A 21,739-nucleotide genomic window follows, 5' to 3' on the forward strand; every position below is an offset into this window, starting at 1 on the left:
TTTTTAATTATAATTACATTATCGTTATTCATGGTGTGTGTATCCTTTCCTTTTTTTTGGTCGGTTAATTGCCTCGGTAACAATCAACCGATGGATACACCACCTATCTCCCTAAACACAACTTTTGATTATATCTCGATAAAACTGCATTCTATCCAAAAGCAATAGGTTACATATCCATGGTTGATCCCAAGGAGTCGGTTTGCCAGGATTGCAGAAGCTGTGAGTTGTATTGCGCAGCAGTCCACGAGGCAGCATGCGGTCTGGAACTTAACAGAATATGGGAATCCAGAGATCCGTTCCGTGGTGAGTATTTTGCTTATACCTGCAAACAGTGCATAGCGCCATCATGCGTTGCGGCCTGCCCTGAAGACGCAATGTATATTGATGAAAAGACCGGTGCAAGATGTATAGATGAAGAAAAGTGTAATGGATGTGCAGCATGTATAAGAGCCTGTCCTGTTGAACCTCCGAGGATCAACTATAATAGTGTGAAGAAGAAAGCTGTTAAGTGTGATCTTTGCAAAGACAGGCCGGATGGCCCGGTATGCGTTCAGATGTGTCCAACTATGTGTCTTACTTTAAAGAAATATAAATAAATTGAGGAAGTGATAACATGAGTGAGCAATATGGATGGGCAGGACAAATACTGAGGGTTAATCTCACCACAGGTGAGTTCTCTACAGTTGATACGATGAAATATGTTCCAAAATATATAGGCGGTTATGGGATAGCGCTCAGGTTATGCTGGGAGGAAATGAAACCAGGAATCAAGGCTTTTGATCCTGAAAGTAAAGTTTTTATTATGAATGGAGTTGCTTCGGGAACCATGTCGCCGTGTTCCGGAAGAGTAAATTTTTTGGGCATGTTGCCCCAAAGCTATCCGGAGCAGTTTACCAATACTTCAATCGGCGGGCATTTCCCTGCACGGCTTAAGTGGAACGGTTATGACGGAATCATTCTTGAGGGAAAATCTGAAAAACCTTGTTATCTTGTAATTAAAAACGGCAAGCCAAGTCTGGAACCGGCAAAAGGTCTCTGGGGATTGGGACTGATCGATTCGCAGCAAATACTGCAGGACCGTTACGGGAAAAACCGTTGTGACATTTACGGGATCGGGCCTGCCGGTGAAAATCTTATCCGTTATGCAATTGTTGGATGCGGAGCGCATAATGCAACCGGACAGGGCGGAATGGGCGCAGTATTAGGTTCAAAGAAGCTTAAAGCTATTGTCCTTGTCGGAGGCAAACATCAGGTAAAGGTTAAAGATCCTGAAGCAGCCATTAAGGCGACGATGGAATTTTATCCGAAAAGGAGAAAACGCCCTTTAATATATGGAAATCTGGGAAACAAGAGTGAGAATCCCTGGTGGGAAGAATGGACAGGCGGAAAAGATATATTCGATAACCATGCCAAGGATTGGATGGGCAGCATTCATAATATGCCTTATCCGATTTTTGCCAAATCATGTGCCGCCGGTTGTCTTGGCGGTTGCGGCTTTTTTGAATTCAAAAATGTACCGGCAGTTACCCGTCCAGGACTTATAACAGGAATGAGCGGCTGTGTACACACCCGATATGAGCAGTTCTTCGACAGGCTTGAAGGTGAAAAGAATTTCGAAAAAGGTTTTGAAGTACATGTATTGGCCCAACAATTGGGCTTTAATCATCATGAAATTAACTACGGCATAGTACCCTGGCTGCATTATACGAAACAATTGGGAATTGACACCGAATCTCTGATGGGGATGCCTACCGATGTCCGGGACCATGAATGGTGGATCAAACTGTTAAACATGATTGCTTATAGAAAGGGCTTTGGAGATACCCTTGCCGAGGGATTGAGAAGGACAGTGGAAAAACTCGGCCCGGAAAAATACTGGTACCCTGAATATGAAGGGCTTGAAGCAGCCCGGGAAGGCGATGCCCCCAGACCTGTAAAATATCCTGTTGCGGGAATTGGCGGCTGGGGATATACTTCCAGAGGTATTCTGGCAGATCATGCTTTTGGCCCGATTGCCGCACTTCCGGGAGCATTGTGCTGGATGATCGATACTCGTGATCCTCATCACAATAAATGGCCGGACTGGATTCACAACGATTTCATTAGTTATATTATGAAAGAGCCTGATAAATACGGCAGCCCTTTTGTTGTAAAATGGGCTAAGGATGCAACAATGCGTGGAATCCTGATAGACTGCCTGCCTGTCTGCTTTCAGTTTCCGCTGAGAAAATATATGGGCTGGCTGTATGAACATGAAGAGATCGGTGAAGGCACAAAATCAACAGGTCTTGAAGCCAGGCTGTTTTCTGCAGTTACTGGGATAGAAATGTCTGAGGCCGAATACTATAAGGCCGGAGAAAGAATCAATACATTGACCCGGGCTATCTTGTGCAGAGATAATGAAAGAACTGCCAAAATGGAATGGGATGAAATTGAAAAAGTCATGTATAAGAGAATTGATATGGAGAAATTCAAGGTAACTGTTGCAAATTGGTATGAAGCCCTTGGATGGAACAGAGAAACCGGTTATCCGACCATGGAACACCTTAAGGATATGGGTCTTGAATATCTGGCTCCCGAACTGGAGAAGATCGGTAAATTAGGCTGAAAGCTGATAATGCCGAATCTTAGCGGATAAATAACTTTTTGGTTTTCGGCTTTGTTTGGATAAAAAAGACTGCCATATTTATTTGGCAGTCTTTTTTTTTGCTTTAAAATATGGTAGGCTCAAAAAAATTCATACTTTATCAACATCTCGGATAATTGACTTTATATTATGACAGACAAAGCAAAAAACATTCTCGCTGAAGTATTCGGATATAGTGAATTCAGAAGTCATCAGAGAAAAATCATAGAAAATGTTCTTCAAAAAAGACACACATTGGTTATCATGCCGACTGGAGGTGGCAAATCACTTTGTTATCAGATCCCGGCTCTGATATTTGAGGGCTTGACCATTGTTGTCTCTCCTCTTATTTCGCTGATGAAAGACCAGGTGGAGCAATTAACCGAACTTGGCGTTTCGGCTTTGTTTCTAAACAGTTCTTTGTCAGGAGAAGAATATAGCCGCAATGTTGAGCTGTTAAAGAAAAAAGAAGTAAAACTGCTATACCTTGCCCCCGAGACTCTTCTTACCCAAAGAACACTGTCTCTTCTTTCTTCGCTTCAAATTGATTGCATGGCAATTGATGAGGCCCATTGCATTTCGGAATGGGGGCATGATTTTCGGCCTGAATACCGGAAGCTTGCAGGTGTAAGAACCCATTTTCCATCTGCAACATGTATCGCTCTTACAGCAACTGCTACCTTACGGGTACGTGAAGATATAAAATCCAGCCTTGGTTTTGATGTTTCAAATGAGTTTATTGCAAGCTTTAACAGACAAAACCTTTATCTTAATATCACACCTAAAGACAAACCTGTGTCTCAAACTATTGATTTTCTGTCGGGGCATTCAGGAGAGTCCGGAATTATCTACTGTTTTTCAAGAAAGCAGGTAGATAAGCTTTATGAGATATTACAAGACGGCGGTTATTCTGTGAGGCCTTATCATGCAGGATTATCCGATAAAGAGCGTGCGGTCAATCAGGAGTTGTTTATAAAAGATGATGTGCAGATTATTGTAGCTACAATCGCGTTTGGTATGGGAATAAACAAGCCGAATGTACGTTTTGTAATTCACTTTGATCTTCCTAAAAACATTGAAACCTATTATCAGGAAATCGGACGTGCCGGACGCGATGGGCTAAAGGCTGAGTGCGTGCTATTGTTTGGTTATGGGGATATCCGTAAAATCAAATATTTTATAAACCAGAAAAGTGAAGATGAACAGCTGGTTGCAAATATACATCTTAATGCACTTTTACAATTTGCCGAAACTTCTGTATGCCGCCGCAGGCCTTTGCTGAACTATTTTGGAGAAGATTATCAAATTGAAAAATGTGATATGTGCGATAACTGTCTTGCAGGAGACAAAGAACTTGCCGATATCACTGTTTTGGCTCAGAAATTTCTTTCATGTGTTAAGCGTACCAATGAAATGTTTGGAATAAATCATATTATCGATATCCTTCGCGGTTCTCAGTCGCAAAAAATATATAATTTTGAGCATGAAAAATTGTCAACTTATGGGATAGGAAAAGATTATTCGGGCAAACAGTGGTTTCATCTTGCCAGACAATTTATAAACAATGGCTTGATGATTCAGGATGCAAAATACGGAAGTTTGAAACTTACTGAGAAGGCTTATGATGTTTTTAAAGGAACGGAAAAAGTCTTCGGAATGATTGAAGAAGAAGATCTAAGGCAAGTAAAGCAGCAGAAAAGAGAAGTAGAAAATGATTATGATCGTGTATTGTTTGAAAAGCTGAGAATTATGAGAAAAGAGCTTGCCGATAAAGCAGGCGTGCCTCCTTACATAATTTTTCCGGATAAAACATTGATAGAAATGTCAACCCATTATCCGCGTTCAGACGAAAGCCTGTTTTATATACATGGTGTCGGGACCGTAAAACATAAGAAATACGGCGCTTATTTTTTAGATATTATAAACAGCTACCTTGAACAGAAAATAGCGAACAACGTATCTTGATGCTCGCTTTAAATCATTAGATAACAGTTCTTGCGGCTATCTATATTAAAGGTGGACAGGATTTAATAAATGAAGGAAACGGAATCGCAGAAACCGGAAAATGTGAATCGGGATTTAATGGCAGTTATTATGCCAAACGGTTCTATGTATCTGGAATGGACTGATGCAAAAAAGCCTCTTTCTAATAACAGCAGGCTGTTGCAGGAAGAAATATACCGCAGGTTTTCACTTGATAATGACTCCTGGCTTCTGTTTCTTGGGTTTTGCGATAAGAATATACTTCTTTCTCCTTGTCTGGATTACTGGCGTAATTTTGCCGGATTTTTTACAAAAAGGCTTTCACGGACGCCTGATCTTGAATTATTGAGGCATAAAGCCGAGATCACAATTGAAGAAGATGAGTTAAGACGCTTTCTTGAAGATGCACCGCTTATGGAAGGCTCGGATTACCTTAATGCCGGGTTGCTTGAAAATACATGGTTACGGCTTAAAAACACTTATGTAAACGAGATTAAAAAATATGATGGAACTGTAGAAGATTTTATCCGTTCATACAGTCCTGATATTCATCTTGTAGGCAGGATTTATTTCCATCTTGTGGAAAACAAAAAAGAAGAACTGCCTTTCGCCTTTCTGGCAACATACTCCACTAAACTCAATGATAAAGGAAAATCAAAACATCTCCCGCTGAAATTTGCGCTCCAGGAGTATGGGCAGGATAATGAAAAGCTCTTGCAGTTGCTTACAACAGTGCATCGGGCAGCCGAAAAAAGTGATCTGGTTTCGGAACTTCTTGAAAATGGAGAATTGTTTCATCCTTTGGCATGGAATGCAAAAGAGGCTTTTTCTTTTTTAAAGGAGATTCCCGTATATGAAGAATGCGGCATTTTATGCCGAATTCCAAACTGGTGGAAAAGCAGTACTTCAGGTATCAGGCTTAATGTAAGCATGGGTGATAACGAACCATCATTTGTGGGAATGGGAGCTCTTGTTGATTTTAACGCACAATTGTATCTGGGAGATACGCAAATTTCCGAAGAAGAAGCAAGAAAATTGCTGAATGAATATGAAGGACTCGCTTTTATCAAAAATAAATGGGTGGCGGTAGATCCTGATAAACTGAAGCAGACGCTGGATGCATACGAAAAAGCAAAGAAACTGTCAGGAGGGGAAGGCTTAGGCCTTTTGGATGCATTTCGCTTTCAACTTCAGCCTGAAAAACTGCTGGGAGATAATGGAGCGCAGATAGATCAAAGTGTCACAAACGGAAAATGGCTGGAATCGGTGATCGGCAAAATGGCTGATCCTCAAAAGATTTCTTATGTGATTCCGGATAATACATTTAAAGCAAAGCTCAGAGAATACCAGCAAAAAGGGGTAAACTGGCTGTGTTTTCTTCATTCACTGCGATTCGGGGCTTGTCTTGCCGATGATATGGGACTTGGAAAAACAATAGAAGTACTGGCATTTTTACATATCTTAAAATCCGAAAAAAATAAAGCCTCCCATAAAGCAAGCCTTTTGGTTGTGCCGGCTTCTCTTATCTTTAACTGGTCTTGTGAAATTGAGCGGTTTTCCCCCGGTCTTAGATATTTTGTGGCGCACAGCAGCGTAAAGATCGGCTCTGATGCCAAGGGAAAATCAGATAATATAGCGGATAATTTTGATCTTGTTATAACGACTTATGCAATGGTTCAAAGATATGAATGGCTTCAGTCTTATGCCTGGAATTATATTATCCTTGATGAAGCTCAGGCTATCAAGAACCCGGGCGCAAAGCAGTCCCGAGCTGTAAAGAAATTGAACTCTGACAACAGGATTATAATGACCGGGACTCCTATAGAAAACAGGCTTTCCGATCTGTGGTCATTGTTTGATTTTTTAAATCCGGGGTTGCTTGGAAATATAAATGAATTTAAAGGCTTTTCGGAAAGGCTTAAACGCAACAATTCCGGATATTCAAAATTACGTAAACTCATAAGCCCTTATGTCTTGCGGCGTCTGAAAACCGATAAATCGGTTATTTCCGATCTTCCGGATAAGGTGGAAATGAAAACCTATTCGGATTTGAGTAGAAAACAGGTATTATTATACAATAAAGTGGTGGAAGAGCTGAAAAGGGCAATAGTTGAAACGGAAGGCATTCAAAGAAAAGGACTTGTATTGTCTTCTATAATCAAATTCAAACAACTCTGCAATCATCCCGATCAGTATAACGGGACAACGGAATATGAAGAAAAAGACAGCGGAAAATTTGCAAGACTTAGAGAAATATGTGAAACAATTTACGAAAAAAGAGAAAAAGTACTTGTATTTACACAGTTTAAGGAGATGACTGAACCACTTTCCGTTTTTCTGGAAAGCATATTTTTCCGGAAAGGTTTGATTCTGCATGGAGGTGTGCCGGTTAGCAGGAGAAAAAAAATCGTTGAAGAGTTTCAGAGCCAAAGCTATATCCCATTTATGGTTCTTTCACTCAAAGCTGGCGGTGTGGGTTTGAATCTCACTGAAGCGAACCATGTGATTCATTTCGACCGTTGGTGGAATCCGGCGGTCGAAGATCAGGCAACAGACAGAGCTTTTCGTATAGGTCAGAAAAAGAATGTGATTGTGCATAAGTTTATAACTAAAGGAACTGTTGAAGAGAAAATAGATAACATGCTTGAAGAAAAGAAAAAACTTTCAAATGATGTTATTTCATGTTACGGCGAAACATTAATAACTGAAATGAAAAATGATGAACTTATGGAACTTTTCAAATTAACATTATAAATTATGCAGACTTTCAGATAACTTTATTTAAAAGTCTGAGAAGGTGATTATGGGACGCTGGAACTACTACCCTAGATATGTATCAGTAGGCGAAAAGAAGGAAAAAGCACAAAAGCAATTAAAAAAACTGTTGCAAAAAGACCCTGGTATAACTCCGGTTATTCTTGAAGGAAATAGACTGGCACAAACCTGGTGGGGCAAATCCTGGAATCTAAATCTTGAACGATATGCCGATTACAGCAATCGTATAGGTCGCGGACGCAGCTATGTCCGGATGGGTGCTGTGCTTGATCTTAAAATAAACTCAGGCAGAGTCGATGCTATTGTCCAGGGAACAAGAACAAAACCTTATGATATCAGTATAAAGATTGAGGCAATTAGTTTGCCGGTGTGGAACAGGATGAAAGCCGCTGCTGCAAAAGAACTTGATTCATTGCAGGATCTTCTGGCCGGCAAATTTCCTAAAGCTCTTGGCGAGATTTTCATGGAAAAAGATAATGGCCTCTTTCCATCGCCAAAAGAAATAAAATTCAACTGCTCTTGTCCTGACTGGGCAAGCATGTGCAAACATGTTTCGGCAACACTTTATGCCGTGGGTGCAAGGCTTGATGAAGATCCGGGGCTTTTTTTTAAACTAAGACAAGTAAAAATGAGCGATTTAATAAGCCATGCGCTTAAAGACAGGACAAGTAATCTGTTGCAGTCAGCTGAAAAGAAAACTGCAAGAGTTATGGATGATTCAGCTCTTAGTGATATATTCGGGATTGATCTTGACACAGATACTGTGGCTGAAACAACCGCAGCTTATAATCCGGCAAAGAAAAAAGAAGCTCTTAAACCTGAAAAGAAACCGAAGGCTTTGAAAAAAATAAAAGAAACTGAAAAAATTATAAAGCTGCCGGTAAAGGCTTCCAAATCTCTTAAGAAAGATATAGGAGATGCCCAGGCAGCACAAATACTAAGGATTGTAAAACGGGCAAAGAACGGAATTGATGTTGCCGCATTGCAAAAGAAAACAGGAATTGATGGAAAGAAAATCAGAAGTACTTTATACAGCGCTTTTAAAAAAGGAACGATAGCAAGAGCGGGCAGGGGAGTTTATACAGGAAAACAAAAACAGAAGTTATGATTCTAATTATGTCTTTTGTTTAATACATTTATTCCACCGGTAATTCCGGTTTTTCTGCTGATGGTTGAATCGTATCCGGAGGCCGTTTTTCAGCCTGCCATTTAGGAGATGTTTATGTCACAGGATATCATTAAACGGGATATTTTCCTGGGACTTTGTGTTCTGTCCCTTTAAATACTCAGTTTAATGCGTCGGCTGTGAATCACTGCTCGAAGAATAAAGAGAGAATCATATGTTGCAACAAATCAAAAACAGGGGATGGATTGTCACGTTCAGTGGAACGTGCATTAACCTTGCTCTTGGCATTTTATATACCTGGAGTATCTTTAAAGGGAGTATAGAAAAATCTATTAAAGCAGGCGGGGAAGGCGCTTTTAACTGGGATCTTGCTTCTTTAAACGATCCCTATGCGATCTGCTGCCTTGTCTTCTCCTTTGCCATGATTTTGGCCGGAAAATGCCGGACAGGTTTGGCCCCAGAATTACGGCCTTCATGGGTGGAGTCTTGGTGGGCATTGGCTTTATCTGGATTTCAACGACCACAAGTTATGTAGTTTGGATCATCGGCTTTGGAATTCTGGCCGGTACCGGCATTGGCTTTGGTTACTCAGCCGCCACACCCCCGGCGCTGAAATGGTTTCCTCCTTCTAAAACCGGATTGATTGCAGGGCTGGTGGTCTCAGGATTTGGCTTGGCATCTGTCTATATTGCACCCCTTTCACAATATCTGCTTGGTATTTGGGGATTGCAGAAGGCTATGCTCTTTTTTGGAATCGCATTTCTAATAGTTGTGTGTGTTCTTTCTATGATGCTGAAAAATCCCCCTGAAGGTTATAAGCCGGTAGTCAGCAAAACCAAAGGCAGTACTCAACCGATAATTGCAGCAAAAGATTCGACCCCAAGCGAAATGCTCAAAACCGGCACTTTTTACAGCCTCTGGATCATTTATTTCATTGGATCCGGCGCCGGGCTCATGGGGTAATCGGCAGTGTTGCCGGTATGGCCAAACAAAGCATGGGAGAACCAGCCTTCTTGGCAGTAGCCATCATGGCTATCGGCAACGCAGGCGGAAGAATTATCGCAGGGATCTTATCTGACAAAATCGGCCGACGTGCGACCCTGACAATCATGTTGACTTTCCAGGCCGTACTTATGTTTGTCGCTATTCCCATTGTAGGTTCCAGCAGCACAAAGCCCTTGTTGCTTGTTGTTCTGGCCACTTTTATCGGTTTCAATTATGGGACCAATCTCTCACTTTTCCCCTCGCTGACAAAGGATCATTGGGGATTGAAGAACTTTGGGACCAATTACGGGATCGTATTTAGCGCATGGGGTGTCGGTGGTTTTGTGTTGGGAAGGGTATCCCAGATGCTTCAGGCCTATAGCGGCTCTTATACTTCATCTTTGATTATTGCCGGTGTCATGCTTATTTGTGGCGCTCTTTTAACCTTCACATTAAAAGGCAAAGAAGAGATAACTAAAGAATCTCCGGTTCCCAAGGGAGAGACAGAATAATTCTCACGCAGAGGGGCAATGCGAAAATTCTGCTAACACTTTTCCGGAGAGCCGGATGCCTCCGCAAACTCTGATGCATCATCCAATGCCTTTCGGAGGACTGTCACTATTTCATGCATCAGCAAGGGCTTGCGCACGAAACCCCGGATTCCGGCAGACCGAGCTTCGTGAAGCAAAAAATCTTCTATGCAACCTGAACACAAGATTATTGGTGTTTTTAGCCGGATTTTACAAATCTCTCTGGCCATTTCAAGCCCCGTCATTCCTGGCATTATCATGTCCGTAACGATTCCGTCGAATTGTTCAGGTTGAGATTTGAAAATTGACAGCGCTTCGGTGCTGCTGTTGCAGCAGACAACGGAATAGCCGAAGCGTTCTAAAATAAGTTTCACCATGTTGGTGATACTCGGTTCATCGTCTACAAAAAGTATGCGCTCATTACCGCCGGATGCAGATTTCCGGGAATCTTCAAGATTGGTCGAGGGCTCTTCCATAATCGGCAGATAAATGCGAAAGACTGTGCTTTGTTCAGGTTGGCTTTCAACCTCGATCCGGCCACCGTGGCTTCGAATAATCCCATGCACTAGAGCAAGACCCAGTCCCGATCCTTCTCCTTTGCCTTTGGTGGTAAAAAACGGTTCGAAAATCCGCTCAATCGTTTTTGACGGAATGCCGTGTCCGTTGTCTTTGACGTAAAGTTCTAAGAAATGTCCGGTTGTATCCGATTCAGGAAGATTTTGTGGTGATTTTTCCAGCAAACCTATTTCTATTATTCCGTCTGCTTTGTCGGCGACTGCATAGCTCGCATCGGTACAAAGATTCATAACGACTTGATGGATCTGGTTGGAATCGGCCGATACCAGTGCATTGCTGCAAAGGTTTTCTCGCATCTCGACCGAATCGGGAATCAATGCCTGCAGCAGGGCCAGAGCTTCTTTTACAACAAGTTTTATTTGAACCGGTTTTTTTTCAGGCTTGCTTTGTCGACTGAACATAAGAATCTGCTCGACGAGATGCTGGCCCGCTGGCAGGCATTGATAACCTGCGTAAGATAGTTTATTTCTTGCGACCCTTCTGCCATATGCACCATGGTAAGTTCCGTAAAACCAATGATAGGAGAAAGAATATTGTTGAAGTCATGGGCAATGCCGCCAGCCAGTGTTCCCAGAGACTCCATTTTCTGAAAATGCCGGACCTGTTTTTCGAGCTGTGTTCTTTCCTCTTCCGCCGCCTTCCGTTTTGTAATATCCATGGCCGCAAAAATGTTACCCGACTTGAATCGGGGATGATCGATCCGCGTGGAACTCAACAGGATATCAATCCTGGCCCCGTCGCTTTTTTGCCAGGTGGTTTCCAAAATTGCGGTTCCATTTTTAAGTATCTGCGCGTCCTTGATATATCCAACCCGATGGAATTCTTCCTCACTCGGATATAGAATAGACGCACTTCGGCCTGCCATCTGATCGGGTGTGTATTTCAGCATTTCAGCCAACCGGTCGTTCACCTGGTGTAAAATTCGGTTGAAGGTTATTCCGATTCCCACCGGCACCGTGCGAAATATGCTGCTCAGCAGGGCATCTCTTTGTTCCAGTTTCTCCTGTGACCTTCGCAATTCCGTTATATCGGTAACGAATCCCTCGTAATATCGAATAGCACCGGCTGTATCTCTGACTGCCCGCACATTTTCGGATATCCATATCCGTGTTCCGTCTGCACGAAAGATTTCCGATTGAAAATCACGTACAGAGCCACAACGCACCATTTCAGCCATGAATTCATCCCGCCGCGTCGGTTCGACGTAAAGCTGACTGCCGATATCATGAAGTTTTTGAAACATCTCCGCTGGTGATCGGTATCCGTATGTTCGGGCCAATGCCGGATTGACCTTCAGATATTTACCTTGAGGAGTACTTTGGAAAATACCCTCCACGGCATTTTCAAAAATCGAGCGATAGATATTATCTGTTCCGAACGTATCCGAAGTATTCATTCAAATCCTTTATTTTGCTTGCAACTAAACAGGCTGGACAGTAAACGAGCGGCTAAAACAATCTTTCCTCCCACTAAAAGAGGCATTAAGCCATAAGCGCTCATTAGCCAGGCCGGGCGATCTCGAAATAGTATTGTGCTATTGAACAAGGGTGCCTCTTAAATCCTCTGATTTATAGCAAGATAGATGCCACAGAGCAAAACACTGTTTGAGATGCTGTTAACACATGGTAATTAATTGAATATTGAAAATAATGCCTTTGTATCATTAGTTCCAGCATAAATATATATATTTCAATATTGAAATATTAAAACTTATTTATTTCTTATTTGTAGTTTTTTGTGGAAAGTACCGGGGGCATCCATAAGTTTGATTCATTTTTCACACAAAAAACTTACCAATCTTAAATGCCAGGCCAGGGTAGCCGCATTTGGGATTTACATGATCTCCACGTAGGTAAATCAACATCAATTCCCCCTTTTTAAGGGGGAATCTGTGGCTATGATTTCACTTACTCCTTAATGGCACAAATAGCGACTTCCCTTTGTTTATCCATATGTAGTTTTTATTAATTCTAAATGCGGAGATCCTGTGTTAAATGCAGTTGTTCTTTTATAAAAAAATGATAAATAGTTATAGATGAGCGATCCCGGATTATAAGTCCGGATTAATAAAAAAACAAATGGGTTGAATACCTGATAATTATTTGATATAGCACAATACATTAATAATCTGAAGTACATATTTCACATTCTACAGCTGAATAATAAAGAAAATGATCTTTTATCCCAAAAAAAAAGAACAACTGAACCAATATTTATATTCCAGGCGGGGGCGTACTCCTTTAAGTGTGTCTGTTTATCTATTCTGCCTTTTATTTATCATCCTGAGTATCGGACTGTTTATATGGGAAATTAAAACCTCAAGAATGCAATCGCTGGTTTTTTCAAGTATTGCAAAAAAATTTTCCTATAAAGTCGAAAGCGGGGAAAGTAAAGATATTCGTTTCCCAAAGTTTGGTCCCTACGATATTCGTCTGGGATATTCCCGAATTCCGGAATGGATCGGTAAGATGAGTGGAGAAGGATATGCCGTAGCGAAACAGGCCAGATGGTCCCCATACCTTTTAAGGTGTGTCGACTTAGGTGTGTTCACCATTTACCCGGAAAAAACCCAGGGAGGCATCCGCATTCTGGACCGGTATGACAAACCATTATTATATCAGAATTTCCCGGAACGTATTTACCCTGATTTCAAATCAATTCCTCCGGTTTTGGCCGACATGCTTATGTTTATAGAAAATCGTCATCTTCTGGATACGCATTCGTCATATCAAAATCCTGCTATCGAATGGGAACGCCTGTTAAAGTCTTTATCCGATGCAGCCATGTCTTTTGTTGGTAAAGACGGCAATGTAGCTGGTGGCAGCACCTTATCTACACAGCTTGAAAAATTCAGGCATTCACCAGGAGGACTCACAGATACGGCAAAAGAAAAACTCAGGCAAATTATTTCTTCATCGTTAAGGGCCTATTCTTTAGGGGAAAAAACCTGCGAGACCCGTAAAAAAATTTTGCTGGCCTATATTAACTCCATTCCGCTTGCAGCGGCACCAGGTTACGGCGAAGTGCTGGGACTGGGAGATGGTTTGTGGGCATGGTATGGGCTTGATTTTAAAACCGTTAACCGTTTGCTGGCCGACGCCCGGAAAAAAAATATTTCCCCCGAACATGCAAATGAGATCGGAAGTTCGCTTAAAGCAGCATTAAGTCTTTTCCTGTCTCAGCGACGTCCTTCGGCTTATCTGATAACTCACAGACAATATCTTGAAACGCTTACAAATACATACTGCGGCCTTCTTGCCGGTGCAGGAGTGATTTCTCCTCAAATCAGAGATGCGGCAATTGCATCCCGGCTGGATTTTAAAAATAAGGGCGCTCTTTTGTATTCTATGGAGATTCCTCAAAAAAAAGCTGCCGGTTTCATCCGGTCAAAGCTGATGGCAACTCTGGGTATTAATAGATTTTATGATCTGGATCGTCTCGATCTGGATGTCAAAACCAGCATCGATGCCGATCTCCAGCGGGAAATCACAGAAGCACTTTATTCATTAAAGGATCCGTCAAATATTCTAAAGTCCGGGCTTACAGGTCCGCATCTTCTTGGAAAAGGCGATCCGTCGAAAGTAATATACAGTGTCAGTTTATACGAAAAAACACCTGTTGGGAATGTGCTGAGGGTACAGACCAATAATTATGGCGGTTCCTTCAACATTGATGAACAGATGAAGCTGGATATGGGTTCCTCGGCCAAACTGCGCGTTTTGATTCATTACCTGGGTATTCTTACCAAAATCCACCATAAGTATCAGAATTCACCTTCTGAGGATCTTAAGCGGATATCCCAAGATCCGGCACTGGATCCTTTAACCCGGTGGACAATTGATTATCTGTCTAAAGCTCAGGATAAATCGCAGATTCTATTTCTTGATGCCGCCATGAACCGGACATATTCAGCAGGTGTAGGGGAAAGGTTTGCCACTGGCGGTGGAATGCAATCATTCGCCAATTTTAATAAGAAAGACAACTTCCGGGTGATGTCGGTATGTGAAGCCTTCCGGCAGTCCGTCAACCTTGTGTTTATAAGAATGATGAGAGATATCGTCTATTACTATGTTTACCAACGATATAGTGTTACACCACGGTCTATAGACAAAATCAGTGATACGGATAAAAACCGGCTTCTTATCCAGTTTGCCAACAAGGAAGGCATTCAGTTTACCAGGCGCTTTTATAACAAATACCGGGGGAAAACCTATGATGAGTCCAGAGAGCTGCTGTTTATGAAGGTTCAGCCCACTCCTTTTCGACTTGCTGCGGCCTTTCTGTATTTAACACCTCAAGCGTCGATGGATGACTTTGAAGCCTTTATAAATAAATATCTTCCTGGTTCCCGTCTGACGGATAAGTATATCAAAACTCTTTATACCCGATATGCACCTGGAAGTTTCTCATTGGCAGATGTCGGTTATATTGCGCATGTTCACCCGCTGGAACTGTGGCTGGTGAGCTTTTTACAGTCAAATTCTAAAGCAGGCATAGACGAAGCAATTAAACAAAGCACGGATATACGGCAGGAGGTTTATCGCTGGCTGTTTAAAACAAAAAATCCTTATAAACAACATAAAAGGATTCGAACGATTATCGAACTGGAAGCGTTTCAGGATATACATCGCGAATGGAAGCAGCTGGGCTATCCGTTTGACTATCTTGTTCCGTCTTATGCCAGTGCCATTGGCAGTTCAGGTGATCGGCCATCAGCCCTGGCTGAATTGATTGGTATTGTATTAAATAACGGAATTATTTATCCCAGAACTCAGGTTGAATCACTTTATTTCGCTAAAAATACTCCTTATGAAACTCTTATGAATCTTTTGCCGGCAGAAGGAAAGCAGGTTATCGCACCTGAAACCGCACAAACCGTAAAAATGGCATTGTTGGATGTGGTTGAGCAGGGAACGGCCGGCCGTTTGAAAAATACAGCCTTTTCGGCACAAGGAAATCCACTGGCAATAGGCGGTAAAACGGGAACCGGCGATCATCGTTATAAAACCTTTAACAAATGGGGCAACCTGACATCGTCAAAAGTAATGAACAGAACTGCTGTGTTTGTATTTTTTATAGGTGATCGCCATTTCGGGACGGTGAACGCATTTGTATCCGGCCCTGACGCGGCAGATTATGAATTTTCCAGTTCTTTGCCGGTTAGTATTCTTAAAATGCTGCTGCCCAATATTATTCCCCGTCTGGACGATGTTCGGATATCAGGAAAGTAACACGGGTAGCAGGAAGTTTTTGCATAAAACAAAACCGGCCATTATTCCACATATAGGTATTCTTCACAGGAATAACGGCCGATTTTATTATATTTGTTATTATACTTTCTCAACAGCCACAGCACAGGCTTTGTATTCAGCAGTCATGCTGACCGGATCAAATGCAGGATTGGTCAGCCAGTTGGCATTGCCTTCCCTGAAGTGAAAGGCCATCCATACCATACCTGCAGGAACCTGATCCGTAACCTTTGCTTTTACTATCACTTCGCCACGTCTTGATTTAACCCGAACCTTCTCACCGTTTTTAATGCCCAGCCTTTCGGCATCCGCAAAAGAAATATCGGCTGTTTCCTCGCCCAATAGTTCATTAAGCCCCTTGGTATGGCCGGTTTGTGTACGGGTGTGATAATGGTAAAGCCTGCGTCCGGTACTTAATACGAAAGGATATTGTGCATCCGCCACCTCAGCCGGTGGAGTCCATTCCACAGGAGTAAGGTTTCCGAGACCGCATGTAAAACAGCCGTCCTTGTGCAAAGTCAAAGTTCCCATATGATCTAATGTCGGTACTGGCCATTGGAGACCGTCTTCTTCAATGCGCGAATACTTGATACCTGTTAATTGAGGCGCCAGAACAGATATTTCATTATCCCAGAGTTCCTGTGCACTGTCTGATTCCCAGTCTTGCCCCATCCGTTTTGCAATCTCTTTGAATATCCACCAGTTCGGTTTGGATACTCCGGGTGGTTCTTTAACTGTGCGAACACGGCTCACCCTGCGTTCGCTGTTTGTAAATGTGCCGTCATTTTCACTCCAGGCCGCAGCCGGTAATATTACATGGGCAAACCGGGTTGTTTCGGTCGGGAAAATATCCTGGCAAACCATAAATTCGGCGGAAGAAAGGCAATGCTCAATATGATGTATATCAGGTTCGGTATTCGCAAGATTCTCCCCAAAAACATAGAAGAATTTTATTTTACCGTCAACAAGACCATCCATCATGCGCGGCATCATCATTCCGTTTTTCTCAGGAAGTTTCACTTTCCAGGCAGCTTCATATTTAGCTCTCATCTCCGGGCTTTCCACTTTCTGGTATCCCGGAAAAACATTCGGTAATGCGCCCATGTCACATGCGCCCTGAACATTATTCTGGCCTCTTAAAGGATTTACCCCTCCGCATTCAAATCCAACATTTCCTAAAAGCATCTGAAGGTTAGCACAGCTTAAAACATTGTTTACACCGCATGTGTGCTCGGTAATGCCAAGGGTATATATCAGCATGGCAGGTTTTATAGAGGCAAGAGTTCTTGCCGTTTTTCTGATCGTATCGGCATCTATTCCGCTTATTTGCGCCGCACGTTCCGGTGAATACTCCATAACTTTTTGTTTGAGTTCCTCAAAACCCACAGTACATGAATTTACATAGTTTCTGTCATAAAGATCTTCCGTTATAAGAACATTCATAAGTCCGTTAATAAGAGCTATGTCACTTCCTACTTTAAGAGGTAAATGAATCTTCGCCAATTTTGCAAGATCGGTTCGTCTCGGATCAATAACGATCATCTGTGCGCCGTTTCCTAACGCTCTTTTAACGGCAGCAGCAGCAACCGGATGAGCCTCTGTCATATTCGAACCTATAACAAGAATCATCCTGGCCTTGGAAAAATCCGAAAAAGAATTTGTCATAGCACCTGAACCAAAAGCAGCCGCCAGCCCGGCGACAGTAGGAGCATGTCACGTACGTGCGCAGTGATCGATATTGTTTGTACCGATCACCGCGCGGAAAAGTTTTTGCATCTGGTAAGAGTCTTCGTTGATGCTGCGGGCACAACTGACACCTGCAACTGCATCAGGTCCGTGTTTGGCGATAGTCTCTTTCAGTTTGCTTACTATAAGATCAAATGCTTCATCCCAGGTAGCTTCTTTAAACTCGTCTCCTTCTCTTATCAGCGGTACTTTAAGCCTCTCATCGGAATAAATGAAATTAAATCCGAATCTGCCTTTCACACACAGATGTCCGTAGTTGGGAGGAGCGTTCACTCCGTTTACCTTGACAACCCTGTCGCCGACCTTTTCAAGAGAAAGCTGGCATCCAACTCCGCAGTAAGGACATGTAGTTCTGACCTTCTCCAGTTTCCATGGGCCGGGAAGTCCCTCGCTCTTTTCGGAAAGTGCTCCGGTGGGACAGTTTGCCAGGCAATAACCGCAGGAAACGCAGCGGTCATTAATGCTTGGGGTATAAACAGGCGGTCCGATCTTTTCTGCGGCTTCAGTTTGCAGCAGATCGAAAGCATACTGAACCTGATATTGCGAGCAGCCGTTTAAGCATTTGCGGCATGTGATGCATTTGTTGGGATCTATGGTTATCAAAGGGTGTTTATCTATAATGTCATATTTTCTTTTCTTCCATGATTTAAGATTATCCTGATCTACCCCATATATCGTTGCATATTCGCGTAACCTGCATTCAAAAGCATCCTGACACCCGCAGGAAAGACATCTTGCAGCTTCGTCTTTGGCCTGAGCTTCGGTAAACACTAATTCAGCTTCTTCAAAGCTTTTAATCCTTTGAGCAGCCGGAAGAATAGGTGTTTCGTAGCGCGGACGGCTTAATATGCCTTCAAAATTAACCTGATCAACATCTTTTAATTTACCTTTTGTTATATTAAACGTTCTGGCATCAGAAGAAACAACTCCATCAGTCAGATATTTGTGCATGGATAAAGCGGCCTCACGCCCGTCAGCACTTGCCTGAATAACTGTTCTCGGGCCTCTTAAAAGATCTCCGCCTAAAAACAGATACGGAATACATGATTGAAAAGTGTTTATATCCGTTTCAGGGATTCCTTTTTTCGTGAAAGCGGCGTCTTTAAGTTCCGTTTCCTGTTTAAAAAAATCAACATCGGAAAATTGTCCGATGGATACAATTGCCTGATCCGCTTCAAGAATTGTCTCGGAACCTTCAATAGGAACCGGTCTCGGACGACCGCTGCTGTCCGCGGCTTTCAGTTCATTTTTAAGATATTCAACTCCGGAAAAAACCCCTTCTTTTGATATAATCCTTGTAGGTGTTGCCAGGATATGTATTTTAATACCTTCTTCCTCGGCATCATGAATTTCCTGCGGATTAGCCGGCATCTCGGCCTTGGTCCGGCGATAAAGCATTATTACTTCCTGGGCGCCCATACGAAGGCAGCTTCTGGCGGCATCCATGCCTGTATTTCCATTTCCGATTACTACCACCTTTTTACCCACAGGCGGCGGATCTCCTGAGGCATTTCGAATCAGAAATTCTATGGCGGGCATTACTCCGCTAATTTCTTCTCCTGAAATACCAAGCTTGTAAGAGCTCCATGCTCCTATGGCCAGAAATATCGCATCATAACCCTCGCTTCTTAGTGATGCCAGAGTAAAATCTTTTCCGAATTTCTTGTTTGTATTCACATTTACGCCAAGATCCAGAATCTCCTGTATTTCCTGGTCAAGCATGGCTTTCGGCAGACGATACTCGGGAATACCGTATCTTAGCATACCTCCAAGTTTGGGCATGGCATCATATATTGTAGCAGCGTGGCCTTTAAGACGAAGATAATAAGCGGCTGCAAGTCCTGCAGGACCGCCTCCTATTATGGCAACTTTTTTGCCGGTATCAGGCGGTGGAGCCGGTGTTACCCTGACTCCGCGCTCGGCGGCATAATCGGCCGCAAATCTTTTCAGATCCTTGATGTTTATAGCATTTTCCACACGATTGCGGCGGCATTCGATCTCACAGGGATGCGGACACACCCTTCCGAGTGTTGCGGCAAAAGGAGTCTTTTCTTTTATCAGTCTAAGGGCTTCTATAGGATCGCCTCTTTCAATATGAGCAATATAACCCTGAATGTCCAGGTGTCCGGGACAAGTCATATGACATGGCGACACACAATCGCCATAATGCTGCTCAAGCATTAATGTTAAAAGACCCTTTCTTGTCTCCAGAACCAGAGGAGAATCTGTACGTACAATCATCCCCTCCTTAACTTTGGCGGAGCACGATGCAATCAGCTTATCTTCACCTTCCACCTCAACCACGCATATCCTGCAAGCCTCTTCAGGTTTTAACAAGGGATTGTGACAAAGAGTCGGAATGAAAATACCTTCCTGGGCAGCAGCCTGCAATATGGTGTTTTCGGATTCCGTACTAACGGTTTGATCATTTATAGTCAGAGATACTTTAGACATATATCACTCCACTATCGGTTTTTGTTTGTTATTGTTTGAACTTTCCCGCAGCAAGGCAAAAAAACGCACCCATTGTTGCGGTACAACAGTATTTATTATTATTTAATGGTATATGTCAAAAATGGCATAAATAAGTCAAGAAAAAATAAACTATATATGGCTATTATCAGAATAAAGTTTCTGTTGCAGCTCATAAGCATGGTATAAGTCAGCAACTACAGGCCCATATGTCCAGGCATTTTATCATTAAACAATGGAGTCTCATAAAGAGTAAGGTGGAGTCCCTGGGCATAATACACACATGAATTAATACAATGACTGGTAAATTGCTGTTAAACCGGCAATATCAGTCACCTCATAGAGGCCGTTATTAGTGCCCAGTATAATTCCTTTTTGCTTTTGCAGTGATTTTAAAGAATCTGTAATTGTCTTTAAATTATCCGGCTTACGTGCATTAACGGTATCTTCTATATCGATACTTCCCCACAGGCAGATCCGGTCTCCGTATTGTTCCTGTAATTTAGCCGTGTCCATACCGCTTCTTTGTTCCAGGCATTGTATTCCCTGAAAATGCATATCAATCAGATCGGGAATAATTTCCTGGTAGTTGCCGTCCGAATGATAAAAAGCAAAAAGGCCCAGCCGGTCAATTTCTTCAGCCTGTCTTGCAAGAGAAGGAAAAAAATTTTGCCTGAGAATTTTCGGATTTACTAAAAGTCCTCCGGCATAAGCAACATCATCTGCCAGCAGGATGCCGTCCACACCCATTTGTGCAACTTCTTTAAACATGGATATATTAAGTTTTTCAACATCTTCAATAAAAGATGAAAGAATCGGGGGCGATTTTTTTATAAGTTTTAAAAATCCTGACCATTCGTGTATCCGCATCCCTGTTTCCAGGGCTCCGTTTACAACAGCAAAAGTAAACAGTGAAGTATCTTTGCACCATTTTTCAATATCCGGCCATGTTGAATCACCGGGAGCTGCAAGCTTTTCTTTTCCATGTTTAAAAACCGGAGAAATGGTTATAATATCAAGGCCTATCTGGTTTACGAATCTGGATTTTTCATCAAAGCCGACATCGGTGCAATTTAATTCGCGTTTTATTACAGCATCTGCTATTGTAAGTTCACCTTTTGGTATTCTGTCCGTTGCTTCATGCCGAATTGTTTTTTGCACTCTCTGGCGGGAATTGTAAGATAAATTCTGTTCCATTGAAGTGTTACCTCTTTATTTTATGAAATATAATTTCAATTATTATAAATTTTATTTAAGATATTTATCATGTCGGTATATATATTGCTTAATAATATCTGACAATATTTTTTAGTATTATATATTTAGAACATAGCTTATTTTACCATAGATTTCTACCACCAAAAATAAGACGGCTTCGAAATAATCATACGTTGTGCGGGAACAGGAGATGGATGAGTGCCTCCGGCTTTATCTTTTTTCCGCCACAGAATATCCGCAACGATTGAAAAGCTCAAAATATTTCCATCTTATACAATCCTTTAAAGGAGTTGATCTGAATATGAATAAACTTAGTCCCTTAATTGTAAAGTTCTTGCAAAAATGGCAAAAGAATTTATTGGCAAGCGGTTCTGAGTCTTGCCAGTTCAGGGATTACGAACATCTCCCTGATCATTAAACCGGTAACGATAACGGCCTTGCCCAACTTAGT

The 21,739-nt window shown here is 42.2% G+C and carries 12 protein-coding genes and 2 pseudogenes; 9 read left to right on the forward strand and 5 right to left on the reverse strand.

Features of this window, described 5'->3' with window-relative positions:
* Positions 1 to 179: 179 nt before the first annotated feature.
* The 8 genes from VXK47_RS14435 to VXK47_RS14470 all read left to right on the forward strand — a co-directional run bounded on the left by VXK47_RS14435 (position 180) and on the right by VXK47_RS14470 (position 10,009).
* Positions 180 to 599 carry a 4Fe-4S dicluster domain-containing protein gene (locus VXK47_RS14435; RefSeq protein ID WP_435549493.1) on the forward strand — a complete coding sequence of 140 codons (420 nt, stop codon included), beginning with the start codon at positions 180 to 182 and terminating at the stop codon, positions 597 to 599.
* Between the two features lie 17 nt (positions 600 to 616).
* Complete coding sequence (locus VXK47_RS14440; RefSeq protein ID WP_435549494.1) at positions 617 to 2,611, forward strand: aldehyde ferredoxin oxidoreductase N-terminal domain-containing protein; 1,995 nt, start codon at positions 617 to 619, stop codon at positions 2,609 to 2,611.
* Positions 2,612 to 2,779: 168 nt separating this feature from the next.
* On the forward strand, positions 2,780 to 4,594 hold the full coding sequence (recQ, locus tag VXK47_RS14445; protein ID WP_435549495.1) for a RecQ family ATP-dependent DNA helicase: 1,815 nt from the start codon (positions 2,780 to 2,782) through the stop codon (positions 4,592 to 4,594).
* A gap of 69 nt (positions 4,595 to 4,663) precedes the next feature.
* Positions 4,664 to 7,366: a DEAD/DEAH box helicase gene (locus tag VXK47_RS14450; protein ID WP_435549496.1), complete on the forward strand. Its 2,703-nt coding sequence runs from the start codon at positions 4,664 to 4,666 to the stop codon at positions 7,364 to 7,366.
* A gap of 49 nt (positions 7,367 to 7,415) precedes the next feature.
* The gene (locus tag VXK47_RS14455) at positions 7,416 to 8,495 is read left to right on the forward strand and encodes a hypothetical protein (protein ID WP_435549497.1); all 1,080 of its coding nucleotides are present in this window, start codon (positions 7,416 to 7,418) and stop codon (positions 8,493 to 8,495) included.
* 232 nt (positions 8,496 to 8,727) lie between these two features.
* Positions 8,728 to 9,048: a hypothetical protein gene (locus tag VXK47_RS14460; RefSeq protein WP_435549498.1), complete on the forward strand. Its 321-nt coding sequence runs from the start codon at positions 8,728 to 8,730 to the stop codon at positions 9,046 to 9,048.
* Positions 9,003 to 9,476: an MFS transporter gene (locus VXK47_RS14465; RefSeq protein WP_435549499.1), complete on the forward strand. Its 474-nt coding sequence runs from the start codon at positions 9,003 to 9,005 to the stop codon at positions 9,474 to 9,476. The genes VXK47_RS14460 and VXK47_RS14465 overlap by 46 nt, the downstream gene beginning before the upstream one ends.
* A 50-nt stretch (positions 9,477 to 9,526) precedes the next feature.
* Positions 9,527 to 10,009, forward strand: a complete 483-nt coding sequence (locus VXK47_RS14470; RefSeq protein ID WP_435549500.1) for an MFS transporter — start codon at positions 9,527 to 9,529, stop codon at positions 10,007 to 10,009.
* Positions 10,010 to 10,041: 32 nt separating this feature from the next.
* Here the strand turns inward: VXK47_RS14470 and VXK47_RS14475 are convergent, their stop codons facing one another.
* Entirely contained in the window at positions 10,042 to 11,004 is a 963-nt protein-coding gene (locus VXK47_RS14475) for a hybrid sensor histidine kinase/response regulator (protein ID WP_435549501.1), read from the reverse strand.
* On the reverse strand, positions 10,959 to 11,999 hold the full coding sequence (locus tag VXK47_RS14480; RefSeq protein WP_435549502.1) for a PAS domain-containing sensor histidine kinase: 1,041 nt from the start codon (positions 11,997 to 11,999) through the stop codon (positions 10,959 to 10,961). The genes VXK47_RS14475 and VXK47_RS14480 overlap by 46 nt, the downstream gene beginning before the upstream one ends.
* A 928-nt stretch (positions 12,000 to 12,927) precedes the next feature.
* Between VXK47_RS14480 and VXK47_RS14485 the strand changes: the two genes are divergently transcribed.
* Positions 12,928 to 15,834 (forward strand): transglycosylase domain-containing protein, encoded by a 2,907-nt coding sequence (locus tag VXK47_RS14485; protein WP_435549503.1) that lies wholly within the window; start codon positions 12,928 to 12,930, stop codon positions 15,832 to 15,834.
* Between the two features lie 99 nt (positions 15,835 to 15,933).
* Here VXK47_RS14485 and fdhF read toward each other — a convergent pair.
* The 3 genes and pseudogenes from fdhF to VXK47_RS14500 form a co-directional block, all read right to left on the reverse strand.
* Positions 15,934 to 18,315: pseudogene (fdhF, locus tag VXK47_RS14490) on the reverse strand (formate dehydrogenase subunit alpha); the annotation flags it as partial.
* 264 nt (positions 18,316 to 18,579) lie between these two features.
* Positions 18,580 to 20,052: pseudogene (locus tag VXK47_RS14495) on the reverse strand (FAD-dependent oxidoreductase); the annotation flags it as partial.
* Positions 20,053 to 20,358: 306 nt separating this feature from the next.
* Positions 20,359 to 21,267, reverse strand: coding sequence for a uroporphyrinogen decarboxylase family protein (locus tag VXK47_RS14500; protein ID WP_435549504.1), 909 nt, complete (start codon positions 21,265 to 21,267; stop codon positions 20,359 to 20,361).
* Between the last annotated feature and the right edge of the window lie 472 nt (positions 21,268 to 21,739).

The organism is Desulfobacterium sp. N47, from assembly GCF_051233685.1.
GTDB lineage: Bacteria > Desulfobacterota > Desulfobacteria > Desulfobacterales > RPRI01 > RPRI01.

What these genes read in the sequence shown, in the direction of transcription:
- VXK47_RS14450 (WP_435549496.1), top strand. Translation starts at nt 4,664, where the DNA reads ATGAAGGAAACGGAATCGCAGAAACCGGAAAATGTGAATCGGGATTTA.
- VXK47_RS14440 (WP_435549494.1), top strand. Translation starts at nt 617, where the DNA reads ATGAGTGAGCAATATGGATGGGCAGGACAAATACTGAGGGTTAATCTC.
- VXK47_RS14480 (WP_435549502.1), bottom strand. Translation starts at nt 11,999, where the DNA reads ATGAATACTTCGGATACGTTCGGAACAGATAATATCTATCGCTCGATT.
- VXK47_RS14485 (WP_435549503.1), top strand. Translation starts at nt 12,928, where the DNA reads ATGCAATCGCTGGTTTTTTCAAGTATTGCAAAAAAATTTTCCTATAAA.
- VXK47_RS14460 (WP_435549498.1), top strand. Translation starts at nt 8,728, where the DNA reads ATGTTGCAACAAATCAAAAACAGGGGATGGATTGTCACGTTCAGTGGA.
- VXK47_RS14500 (WP_435549504.1), bottom strand. Translation starts at nt 21,267, where the DNA reads ATGGAACAGAATTTATCTTACAATTCCCGCCAGAGAGTGCAAAAAACA.
- recQ (WP_435549495.1), top strand. Translation starts at nt 2,780, where the DNA reads ATGACAGACAAAGCAAAAAACATTCTCGCTGAAGTATTCGGATATAGT.
- VXK47_RS14435 (WP_435549493.1), top strand. Translation starts at nt 180, where the DNA reads ATGGTTGATCCCAAGGAGTCGGTTTGCCAGGATTGCAGAAGCTGTGAG.
- VXK47_RS14475 (WP_435549501.1), bottom strand. Translation starts at nt 11,004, where the DNA reads ATGTTCAGTCGACAAAGCAAGCCTGAAAAAAAACCGGTTCAAATAAAA.
- VXK47_RS14455 (WP_435549497.1), top strand. Translation starts at nt 7,416, where the DNA reads ATGGGACGCTGGAACTACTACCCTAGATATGTATCAGTAGGCGAAAAG.